Below are 9,878 nucleotides of genomic sequence, written 5' to 3' on the forward strand. Positions count from 1 at the left end.
CAATCCGCCGATAGGTCTGCGCGGCTTGGCAGCATCCTGCCTTCAGCGCCGGGGGCGGGCGGCGGGACGGGATCGCGGCGCGGCGAGGTCTTGCAGCACGCGGCTGGCTGTGGCCGCAGTTGCCGTCCAGCCGGGCAGGGCGGCACCGGCCCGGGCTGCCGCATCGCCCATCCGCACCCGCAGCGGCGCGTCGCCCAGCAGGCGGCGCAGCGCGGCGGCGAAGGCCGGCGGATCCTCGGCCGGCACCAGCAGCCCCGCGGCGGCGGGCACGGTGTCGGGGACGGCACCGGTCGCGCAGCTGACGATCGGCAAGCCATGCGCCAGGGCCTCGTCGAAGACCAGCCCGTGACCCTCGTACCGCGTCGCGAGCGCGAAGATCGAGGCCCTCGCGTAAAGCCGCTCCAGCCGCCCGGCATCGACCCGCCCCGCCAGCGTGACCCGGTTCGCGACCGGGCTTTCGGCCAGTTGCCGGGCCAGCGCGGCGGCATGGGCCCGGTCCCAGGGATTGCCGACGATCACCGCCCGCCAGTCCAGATCGGCCAATTCCGCCAGCGCGGTCAGCAGCAGGTCGTGGCCCTTGCGCGGATGCAGGATGCCCACCGACAGGATCAGCGGCGGGTTGGCCGGCGACGGGGCAAGCCGCGCCGGATCCACCCCCGGCCGGGCGATGGTGATGCGCTCGGCGGGCACGTCGTAGCGCTTGGTCAGCATGGCGCGGGCATGGCGGCTGGGGACCAGAACATGCCGCGCCAGTTGCAGGTTGTCGCGCTCGGTCCGGTAGAGATGCGCGCGCCGCGCCGGGTCGAGCCCGGTCTCCATCGCCAACGGGTGGTGGATCATCGCCACGACGGGGGCGCGGACCCGGGCAAGGCCGGCCGTGTCGATGGCGCCGAAGACCAGCCCGTCGATGATCAGCGGCCGGTCTTCGGCCGCCAGCACCGTTACGGCTGCCGCCATCTCGGCCGGGGTCGGGTCGGGGAAACCGGCGGGCAGTTGCAGGTGGCGCATGTCGTGGCCCAGGGCGCGCAGCCCCTCCAGCAGCCGGCGTTCATAGATATAGCCGCCGGTCAGCGTGGCGATGTCGCCGGGGATGGCGAAGGCGGCGGCGCAAGGCCGGGTCATGGGCGCACCTGTTCGGGGGCATAGCGGGCCAGAACGCGACGCTCGGCCGCGCCGACCGCGGCATGGCCCAGCCACGAGAGCAGCGTCACCAGCACCACCGCGGACCAGAGCATGTCGTAATCCGAAACCGAGGCGGACAGGGCCATCAGCCCGCCGATGCCGCCACCCGTCGCCAGCCATTCGACCACGGTCACGGCCAGCACCGCCGCCGGCACGCTCATCCGCGCCGAGGCGAAAAGCGCGGGCAACATGGCCGGGATGCGGACATGGATCATCTGCCGCCAACGACCGGCGGCATAGCTGCGGAAGACGTCGAGGATCTGGCCGGGCGCCTGCCGCAGCCCCTGCTGGCAGGCGACGAAGGTCGGAAAGAACACCATGACCGCGACCAGCACCACCACCCCCGCCGCGCCGCGCCCGACCAGCAGCACGATCAGCGGTGCCGTGGTCACGATGGGGATGGCGCGCAGCGCGATGGCCAGCGGCGTGACCAGCGCCGAAAGCGCCGGCAGCAGCCCCAGCAGGACCGCCAGCCCCGCCCCCGCCGCCAGCCCCGCCGCATAGCCCGGCAGCACATGCGCGCCGGACTGCACCAGCGCCTGCGCAAGGGCCTGCCGGGTCTGGGCGGCATCCGGGGCGAAGGCCAGCGCCGCCAGCACGTCGCCCGGCCGCTTGGCGAAGAACGGGCTGAGCCCGGCCAGCCGCAGCGCCGCCCACCAAGCCCCAAGCAACAGCACGACCACCGCCAGCGCCAAGGCCGGCGCCGCCCGGCGCGAACCGGACGCGGCGCCCGGCGGCGCCAGCAGCACGGGCGGCGATTCGTCCAGGAAGCGGCGGGCCGCCGCGCCGATCAGCGCATAGGCCGCGACCGCGACGGCGGCCGCCAGCGCGGCGATGCTCCAGAGCGCGGGCACGTCCAGCGCCCGGGTGAAGCGGATGGTCAGCACGCCCATGCCGCGCTCGGCCCCGGTGAACTCGCCCACCAGCGCGCCGAGGAAGGCGGCGGGGGCCGAGATCTGCAGCCCGGCGACCAGATAGGGCAGGGCGGCGCGCAGCCGGACATGACGCAGCTCGGCCATGCGGCCGCGGCCATAGACATGGATCAGGTCCAGCCAGGCGGCAGGCACGGCGCGCAGGCCGGCCAGCAGCGGGATCAGCGTGGTGTAATAGACCGCCAGCGCCGCCAGCGCGATCTGCGGCCCGTCGCCCGGGCCCATCATCACCCGCAGGATCGGCCCGGTCGCCACCAGCGGCAGGCAGAAGACCACCAGCGCCAGGCCCGAGACCAGCCCGGCCAGCCGGGGCCAGAGCAGCGCCAGGCCGGCCAGCGCCACGGCGGCCAGATTGCCCAGCAGAAAGCCTGCCGCCGCATTGGCCCCGGTGCCGGCCAGCGCCCGCGACAGCAGGCCGGCATGGGCAACGGTCCATTGCGCGACCTCGGCGGGGCCGGCGATCAGGTAGCGGCCCGCCAAGGCCAGCGCGAGCCCCTGCCACAGGACCAGCAGCAGGACCGGACCGGCCAGCGCGGCCCGCACGCTCATGCCGCGCCAGCCGGGGCAGCGAGCGCCGCCCGCGCCGCGGCCTCGATGCGGCGGAAGTCGGGGCTGTCGGCCAGCCCGGGGCGACGCGGATGCGGCAGCGGCACGGCGATGTCGGCGGTGATCCGGGCCGGGCGGGGCGACAGGACCAGGATGCGGTCGGCAAGCCACACCGCCTCGGCCAGCGAATGGGTGACCAGCAGCGCCGTGGTGCCCTGCGCCTGCCAGAGCGGCGGCAGATCCTGCGCCAGCTGGCGGCGGGTCAGTTCATCGACCGCGCCGAAGGGTTCGTCCAGCAGCAGCACTTGCGGCGCGGTGACCAGCGCCCGGGCGATAGCGGCGCGCTGGCGCATGCCGCCCGACAGCGCCGCCGGCCGGGCGGCCGCGAAGCCCTCCAGCCCGACCAGCCGCAGCAGCCGCGCCACCTTGCCCGGATCGGCGGGCTGGCGGACGAGCTTGCGCGCCAGCGCCACGTTCTGCGCGGCGCTGAGCCAGGGCAGCAGCGAGGGATCCTGGAACGCCACCGAGATCGCGCCCTGCCGGCGCTGCCGGGCCGGGTCCAGCCCGCCGATGCGCACCTGCCCGCCGTCCGGCAGTTCCAGCCCGGCGATCAGCCGCAGCAGCGTGGACTTGCCGCAGCCCGAGGGGCCGATCAGCGCCGTGGTTTGCCCGGCGGCGAAATCGGCGTCGAACTCTGCCACCGCCCGCACGCCGCCGGGCCAGGTCTTGGTCAGCGCCCGGCAGGCGATCCCGGCGCCGCTATCCCGCATGGACCGCCTCCAGGATCGAGCGGTCCCAAAGCGCGGGCGTCACCTCGCGCCCCAGCAGCGAGAGGGTGCGGATATTGGCCTCGACCGCCTCGTCGCTCCACCAGCCGAACCCGTGCCTGTCGGTCAGATCCGAGAACATCAGCGGCAATTGCCGGCGGGCCTGCAATTTCTGCGTGGGCAGGTCCAGCCCGGCATCGGGAAACAGGGCGACGGTCAGTTCGGCCGCCGCATCGCTGTCGGCACGGCAAGCCTCCCAGCCCCGCACCTCGCCGGCCATCAGCGCCACCAGCGCCCCGCGGCGGTGGGCCAGGCTGTCCTCGGTGGCGATATAGGTCTGGGAATGCAGGGCATAGCCGTGATCGGCCATCAGCATGGTGCGGGCCTCGATGCCCTGGATCGCCATGGCGACCGGCAGGTCGGTTTCCCAGCAGAGCAGGCAGTCCACCTCGCCCGCGATCAGCGGCTGGGCGGAATATTGCGTGGGCACGATGCGGATGGCGTCGAAATCGACATCGTTCAGCTTGCACAGCGCCTGCAGCACGGGGGTGTTGGCGATGGCCATGCCGATGCTTTTCCCCGGCAGGTCCGCGGGGGTTTCCACCGGCTTGCCCGGCAGCGAGGCGATGGCGAAGGGGTTCTTCTGCATGGCGACGCCGATGATGCGGAACGGCGCCCCCTGCGCCACCGCCGCCGCGGCATAATCGGCGGCCGAGATGCCGACCAGCGCCGTCCCGGCCACCACCGGCGGCTCGACCGGGGCGTTCGGGCCGCCCTGCAGCAGCGAAACTTCCAGCCCCGCCTCGTGCCACCAGCCGTTCCGCAGCGCGATATAGCTGCCGGCGAACTGCACCGAATGCAGCCAGGAGAGCTGCAGCGCCACCGCTTCCTGCGCCCGCGCCCCGCGCGGCAGGCCGGAGAGGCCGAGCGCCAGCCCCGCCGCCCCCGTCCGCAAGAGCCGCCGGCGTGTCATCGGGGGATGGGTCATCGGGGCACCTCCGTTTCGGTCATCATGGGGTTGGGGACGAACGACCGTGCCCGGCGAGGCGTTCCCTCGGCCCCGGCTCCGGCGCGGCGAAGCCTTGCAGGATCAGGTCGCGCATCCGGTCCATCGGGATCGCCGGGCTGTCCGCGCCGGGGATCAGCCCGGGGACAAAACCCCAGGCGGCGCTGCGTTCGACCAGCGCCGCGGGGCCGATCACATGCATGGGCACATCGCGCCCGCCATCCGGCGCGATCCTTTGCGCGGCCTGGTGATCGCCCAGAACCAGGATCAGCGGCGCCTCGTCGGCGTGACGCAACGCATAGGCCGTCACCGTCTGCAGGGCATAGTCGATGGCGTCCCGGTAATGCCGCCGGATGCTTGCCGGGTCGCGCCAGACCGCCTGCGGGCTTTCCCCGGCGGCGGCCATGGCGGCGAAGGCGGAACCGTCGCCGACCTGGTCCCAGCCGATCAGCCGCGGCACCGGCACCCAGGGCGCGTGCGAGGAAATCAGCACCACCTGCGCGAAAAGCGGCGCGCCGTCCTGCCGGCGCAGCAGCCGGTCTGCGGCGGCCAGGGTGAACTGGTCGGGCATGGTCACCCAGTTGAAGGGCGGGCCGCGATAGCCCAGGTCCGCGTCGGCCAGGACGCGGTCGAAACCCATCCGCGCGGCCTCGGGCCAGGGGCGGGTGATGGCCGGCATCACGGCGGCGGTGCGGAACCCGGCGCGCTGCGCGTAATGGAACAGCCCCAGCCGCCCGCTGGCCAGCATGGCCTGGTAAAGCGGCTGGTCGCCGATCCACAGGCCCGAGGCGAATGTCGCATGTGCCAGCCAGCTTTGCCCGCCCTGCGTCGGCGAGGCGAGAAAGCCCGAGCGCATGGCAAGGCCGGCCCGCGCCAGATCGGCCTCGGCCCGGCGCAGGGTGGCAAGGTGGGTTTCGGCGTAGAAGGGCGTCGCGAAGCTGGCGCGGCCATAGCTTTCGACGAAGATCACCAGCACGTCGCGGTCGATGGCGCCCAGCAGGCCCGGCCGGTCGGCCATCGGGTCGTTTGCCGCGACTGCCCGGAAGTCGCGCAGCGCGGCGAGGGTGCCGGCGGCCAACCCGGCGCGCTGGCTGGCATAGCGGGCATTCCCGAACCCCGGCGCCATGGCCGGCAGCAGGACCAGCCCGATCGCCGCCGTCAGACCGATGCGACCGCGCCGCCCCGATGCCGGGCGGGTCCACAGCCCGGTCGCCCACCATAGCGCCGCGGCGATGCCCAGGGCGGCGAGGGCGGCGGCGAACACGGCGCCGAAAGCCGCAGGCGCGCCAAGGCTGCCGGCCAGCAGCCGCACCGCCGCGTCCAGCAGCGGCAGGTCGGCCGCCAGGTTGAAGGGCCGTCCCAGCGCCGCGCCCATGCCAAGATCGGCCAGCTTCTGCAGCGCCAGCAGCGTCAGCGCCGCCGCGACCGGCAGGCGTGCCACGCCGCCGCCGAGAACCAGAAAAAGCAGCAACAGCGGCAGTTCCGGCGTCGGGCGCAACGCGGCACCGGGCAGGATCAGCGCCAGCTGCATCGCCAGCGTCGCAGCCAGCAAGGGCAGCGCCCGGCGCATCGTCATGACCGGCGCCGCCACAGCCAGCGGATGTCGAGCGCGAAGGACAGCGCCAGCGCCGCCGTGGCGAACCAGGCCAGGAACCCGGCCTGCGCATGGCCCGGCAGCGGCGTCTGCAACAGGATCAGCGTGGCAAGCTGCAGCACGCAGATCGCCTTGCGCCGCTGCCGCTGCGGCAACTCGGCCCGCAGCCAGGGCAGGACGAGCCCGGCGGCGGCGAAGCCATAGCGCAGCACCCCAAGCAGCAGCACCCCGGGTCCCAGCGCCGTGTCCAGCCAGGCGTGCAGCGCCAGGGTCAGGGCGAAAGCGGCGTCCACCTCCATGTCGAACCGCGCCCCGAAGCCCGAGACGAGCCCCGAGCGCCGCGCCAGCCAGCCGTCCACCCCGTCGAGCGCCAGCGCCACACCCCCGGCGATCGCGACCGCCCATCCCGCCGCGGCGCCGTCCGCCAGCGGCGCCAGCAACGCGCAGGTGATGGCGGCGCGCAGCAGCGTCACCGCGTTGCAGCCGCCGATCCGGTCATGCGGATAGCTGCGGCGCATCTGCGTCAGGACCATGGCGCAGCCGCCCAGATACAGCGCGCTGGCGGCCAGCCAGCCCGCAGCCGTGCCGCCGATGCCGGCCAGCCGCAGCGCCTGCATGGCGAAAACGCCCATGGCGGCGCTGGCGGCAACCTGCGCCGGGATTCCGGCCGCCGGACGAGGCGGCGGCGCAAGCGGGCCGTGATCGTGGTCGGACATGGAAAAATGCTACGCCAAGCATGGATTCCGTCAAGATGCCACGGCTTTGCGGGCGGCGGCGGTTGCGCTAGGATGGCGCAAAGGAGCCAGCCGATGACCGAGTCCGCATCCGGTTACCGAACGCCCGCCCGCCTGTTCCACTGGATCGTCGCGCTTGCCGTGCTGCTGATGATCCCGGCCGGGCTGATCATGACCCGCGAGGGGCTGGACCGCGGGCTGCAAGACACGCTGTTCATCTTTCACAAGAATACCGGCACGCTGCTGATCCCGGTGATCCTGGCGCGGATCGTCTATCGCCGCCTGCACCCGCCGCCGCCGCTGCCGGATTCGGTGCCCGGCTGGCAGCGGCGGGCGGCGGCGGTCTCGCATCTGACGCTTTACGTGCTGCTGGTGGTGATGCCGCTCAGCGGCTTCGTGCGGGTGCGGGCAGGCGGCTTTCCCATCGAGTTGCTCGACGCGATGGGGGCCGGGCGCTGGCTGCCGAAATCCGAGGCCCTGGCCGGCGCCGCGCAGGGGCTGCATTTCCTTGCCGCCCTGCTGCTGATCGCGGTGCTGGCGGTGCATGTCTCGGCGGCGCTGCAGCACGCGCTGCTGCGCCGCGACGGGGTCTGGCAGCGCATCTGGCCGCCCCTTGGCGGGGGGTGAAGGGCAAAGGCCTGCTCAGTCCAGCGTGCGGCGGAACCGCAGCAACGCCAGCCCGCCCAGCACCGCCACCATGATCGACAGCGCGGCGAATTGCGGCGCGACATCGGCCGGGCCGGCACCCTTCAGCATGATGGCGCGCACCAGCCGCAGCAGATGCGTCACCGGCAGCACCTCGCCCAGGGCCTGCGCCCAGCCGGGCATGCCGCGGAACGGGAACATGAAGCCGGAAAGCAGGATCGAGGGCAGGAAGACGAAGATCGCGATCTGCATCGCCTGCATCTGCGTGCGCGCCGCGGTCGAGATCAGATAGCCCAGCAGCACCAGCGCCAGCACGAAGACCATCACCCCCGCCAGCAAAAGTCCCAGCGAACCCACGAAAGGCACGCCGAACACCGCCCAGGCCGCGCCCAGGATGACCAGAACCTGCACCGCGCCCACGGCAAGAAAGGGGGTGATCTTGCCCAGCATGATCTCGGCCGGGGTGGCGGGCATGGCCAGCAGGTTCTCCATGGTGCCGCGCTCGATCTCGCGGGTCAGCGCCATGGCGGTCATCATCACCATGGTCATCTGCAGGATCACCCCCAGCAGGCCGGGGACGATGTTGTATTGCGTGACGCCCTCGGGGTTGTAGCGGCGGTGGATGACGATCTCGGGGCCGGTCCGCGCCGGCTCGCCGGGGCGGTCGCGGCGAAAGGCGCCGTCCGCAAGGCGCGGCAGCGCGGCGATGGCGCCGCTGGTCGCCGAGGGGTCCGAGCCGTCCGCCTCGACCAGGATCTGCGGCCGGTCGCCGCGCTCCATGCGCCGGCCGAAATCGGCGGGCACCGTCACGATAAAGGAAACCTCGCCCCGGGTGATCAGCCGCTCGGCTTCCTCGGCCGAGGCGGCCGGGTGGGTGATACGGTAATAGCCGCTGTTTTCCAGCGCCGCGGCAAAACTGCGGCTGAAGCGGTCCTGCACCGGGGCGACCAGCGCCGCGGGCATGTTCCGGGGATCGCTGTTGATCGCATAGCCGAACAGAAAAAGCTGCATGATCGGCACGCCCAGCATCATGGCGAAGGTCAGCCGGTCGCGGCGCATCTGGATGAACTCCTTGCGCAGAAGCGCCCGCAGCCGTGTCGGGGAAAGGCTCATCGGACATTATCCTCGGAGAGTTCCATCAGCCGGATGAACACGTCCTCGAGGCTGGTCTCGGCCGGCTGGCCGGTCACGCCCTCGGCGGCCAGCGCGGCCTCGAGCTGCGCGCGGTCGGTGCCGGTGACGTGCAGCGCCGTGCCGAAGGGTTCGACCTGGCCGACGCCCGGCGCCCGGCGCAGGCGCTCGGCCAGCGCGCCCGGCCGCGCCGACCGCACGGTCAGCGTGACCAGCCCGGCGCCCGCGATCACTTCGGCCACGCTGCCCGAGACCACCAGCCGGCCATAGGCGATGTAGTTGATCCGGTGGCAGCGCTCGGCCTCGTCCATGTAATGGGTCGAGACCAGCACCGTCATGCCCCCCAGCGCTCGGGCGTGGATCTCGTCCCAGAACTGGCGCCGGGCCTTGGGATCGACGCCGGCGGTCGGCTCGTCCAGCAGCAGCAGCCGCGGCTGGTGCATGATGCAGGCCGCCAGCGCCAGCCGCTGCTTCCAGCCGCCCGACAGGCTGCCGGCCAGCTGCGTCCGGCGCGAGGTCAGGCCCAGATCCTCCAGCGTGTCGCGCACCGCCTGCCGCGGCAGGCCGTAGAGCCCGGCGACGAAGGCCAGGTTCTCCTCGATCGACAGATCCTCGTAGAACGAGAATTTCTGCGTCATGTAGCCGACCTGCCGGCGGATGGCGCGCTGCTGGCGGCGCAGGTCCAGGCCCAGCACCGTGCCGCTGCCGGCATCGGGCGTGAGCAGGCCGCAGATCATGCGGATGCAGGTGGTCTTGCCCGAGCCGTTCGGGCCCAGGAAGCCGGCGATCTCGCCCTTGGCCACCCGCAGCGCGACATTGTCGACCACCCGCCGGCCGCCGAAGGATTTCGTCAGCCCGGTCACATCGATGGCGGTGGCCGCGGTCATGGCGCCTTCCAGACCTCGACGATCTGGCCGGGTTTCAGGCCGCTGCCCGGTGCGGGGCGGGCCTCGACCAGATAGACCAGTTTCTGCCGGGTGTCGCGGGCATAGATGACCGGCGGGGTGAACTCGGCCTCGTCGGCGATGAACGAGACCCTGGCGTCGGTCGGCCTGCAGCCGTCGCAGCCGACCCGCAGCCGCGCGCCCGGCGACAGCGCGGCCAGTTCGGCCTCGGCGACGTAGAAGCGCAGCGTGACGGCACCCTCGGGCAGGAGGGTCAGGACCGGGGCCGACGGGCCGGCAAGCTCGCCCGGATGCCGCAGGATGTCGGTCACGGTGCCGGGCGCGGGTGCGGTCAGCCGGCGCTGCTGCAGCTGCCATTCCCTCACCTGCCGCTCGGGCTCGACCAGCGCCACGGCGGCGCGGGCGGCGGCGTCCTTGGAAAGATCGGTGACGGCGG

General features: G+C 73.0%; 10 protein-coding genes. 1 reads left to right on the forward strand and 9 read right to left on the reverse strand.

What is annotated here, in order from left to right; all coding sequences use genetic code 11:
• Window positions 1-42 precede the first annotated feature (42 nt).
• From ACFOMP_RS01790 to ACFOMP_RS01815, 6 genes are read right to left on the reverse strand one after another with little or no spacing between them, the layout of a single operon-like run.
• Window positions 43-1,122 carry a glycosyltransferase family 4 protein gene (locus tag ACFOMP_RS01790; protein WP_379027674.1) on the reverse strand — a complete coding sequence of 360 codons (1,080 nt, stop codon included), beginning with the start codon at window positions 1,120-1,122 and terminating at the stop codon, window positions 43-45.
• The gene (locus ACFOMP_RS01795; protein ID WP_379027675.1) at window positions 1,119-2,663 is read right to left on the reverse strand and encodes an ABC transporter permease; all 1,545 of its coding nucleotides are present in this window, start codon (window positions 2,661-2,663) and stop codon (window positions 1,119-1,121) included. The genes ACFOMP_RS01790 and ACFOMP_RS01795 overlap by 4 nt, the downstream gene beginning before the upstream one ends.
• A complete protein-coding gene (locus ACFOMP_RS01800) occupies window positions 2,660-3,430 on the reverse strand; it encodes an ABC transporter ATP-binding protein (RefSeq protein WP_379027676.1) in 771 nt (256 codons plus the stop codon). The genes ACFOMP_RS01795 and ACFOMP_RS01800 overlap by 4 nt, the downstream gene beginning before the upstream one ends.
• A complete protein-coding gene (locus ACFOMP_RS01805; protein WP_379027677.1) occupies window positions 3,420-4,415 on the reverse strand; it encodes an ABC transporter substrate-binding protein in 996 nt (331 codons plus the stop codon). The genes ACFOMP_RS01800 and ACFOMP_RS01805 overlap by 11 nt, the downstream gene beginning before the upstream one ends.
• 22 nt (window positions 4,416-4,437) lie before the next feature.
• Window positions 4,438-6,009: a sulfatase-like hydrolase/transferase gene (locus tag ACFOMP_RS01810; protein ID WP_379027678.1), complete on the reverse strand. Its 1,572-nt coding sequence runs from the start codon at window positions 6,007-6,009 to the stop codon at window positions 4,438-4,440.
• Complete coding sequence (locus tag ACFOMP_RS01815; RefSeq protein WP_379027679.1) at window positions 6,006-6,743, reverse strand: CDP-alcohol phosphatidyltransferase family protein; 738 nt, start codon at window positions 6,741-6,743, stop codon at window positions 6,006-6,008. The genes ACFOMP_RS01810 and ACFOMP_RS01815 overlap by 4 nt, the downstream gene beginning before the upstream one ends.
• A 93-nt stretch (window positions 6,744-6,836) precedes the next feature.
• Between ACFOMP_RS01815 and ACFOMP_RS01820 the strand changes: the two genes are divergently transcribed.
• On the forward strand, window positions 6,837-7,388 hold the full coding sequence (locus ACFOMP_RS01820; RefSeq protein WP_379027680.1) for a cytochrome b: 552 nt from the start codon (window positions 6,837-6,839) through the stop codon (window positions 7,386-7,388).
• A 15-nt stretch (window positions 7,389-7,403) separates the two neighbouring features.
• Here ACFOMP_RS01820 and ACFOMP_RS01825 read toward each other — a convergent pair whose 3' ends face one another.
• From ACFOMP_RS01825 to ACFOMP_RS01835, 3 genes are all read right to left on the reverse strand, one after another.
• Complete coding sequence (locus ACFOMP_RS01825; RefSeq protein ID WP_379027681.1) at window positions 7,404-8,519, reverse strand: ABC transporter permease; 1,116 nt, start codon at window positions 8,517-8,519, stop codon at window positions 7,404-7,406.
• Window positions 8,516-9,424 carry an ABC transporter ATP-binding protein gene (locus ACFOMP_RS01830; protein WP_289896105.1) on the reverse strand — a complete coding sequence of 303 codons (909 nt, stop codon included), beginning with the start codon at window positions 9,422-9,424 and terminating at the stop codon, window positions 8,516-8,518. Before ACFOMP_RS01830 ends, ACFOMP_RS01825 begins: the two co-directional genes overlap by 4 nt.
• On the reverse strand, window positions 9,421-9,878 hold a 458-nt coding region (locus ACFOMP_RS01835), incomplete at its 5' end, for an HlyD family efflux transporter periplasmic adaptor subunit (protein ID WP_379027682.1). The genes ACFOMP_RS01835 and ACFOMP_RS01830, both read right to left, overlap by 4 nt.

The organism is Paracoccus simplex (assembly GCF_042648325.1).
Taxonomy (GTDB): Bacteria; Pseudomonadota; Alphaproteobacteria; order Rhodobacterales; family Rhodobacteraceae; genus Paracoccus; species Paracoccus simplex.

What these genes read in the sequence shown, in the direction of transcription:
- ACFOMP_RS01790 (WP_379027674.1), bottom strand. Translation starts at nt 1,122, where the DNA reads ATGACCCGGCCTTGCGCCGCCGCCTTCGCCATCCCCGGCGACATCGCC.
- ACFOMP_RS01795 (WP_379027675.1), bottom strand. Translation starts at nt 2,663, where the DNA reads ATGAGCGTGCGGGCCGCGCTGGCCGGTCCGGTCCTGCTGCTGGTCCTG.
- ACFOMP_RS01800 (WP_379027676.1), bottom strand. Translation starts at nt 3,430, where the DNA reads ATGCGGGATAGCGGCGCCGGGATCGCCTGCCGGGCGCTGACCAAGACC.
- ACFOMP_RS01805 (WP_379027677.1), bottom strand. Translation starts at nt 4,415, where the DNA reads ATGACCCATCCCCCGATGACACGCCGGCGGCTCTTGCGGACGGGGGCG.
- ACFOMP_RS01810 (WP_379027678.1), bottom strand. Translation starts at nt 6,009, where the DNA reads ATGACGATGCGCCGGGCGCTGCCCTTGCTGGCTGCGACGCTGGCGATG.
- ACFOMP_RS01815 (WP_379027679.1), bottom strand. Translation starts at nt 6,743, where the DNA reads ATGTCCGACCACGATCACGGCCCGCTTGCGCCGCCGCCTCGTCCGGCG.
- ACFOMP_RS01820 (WP_379027680.1), top strand. Translation starts at nt 6,837, where the DNA reads ATGACCGAGTCCGCATCCGGTTACCGAACGCCCGCCCGCCTGTTCCAC.
- ACFOMP_RS01825 (WP_379027681.1), bottom strand. Translation starts at nt 8,519, where the DNA reads ATGAGCCTTTCCCCGACACGGCTGCGGGCGCTTCTGCGCAAGGAGTTC.
- ACFOMP_RS01830 (WP_289896105.1), bottom strand. Translation starts at nt 9,424, where the DNA reads ATGACCGCGGCCACCGCCATCGATGTGACCGGGCTGACGAAATCCTTC.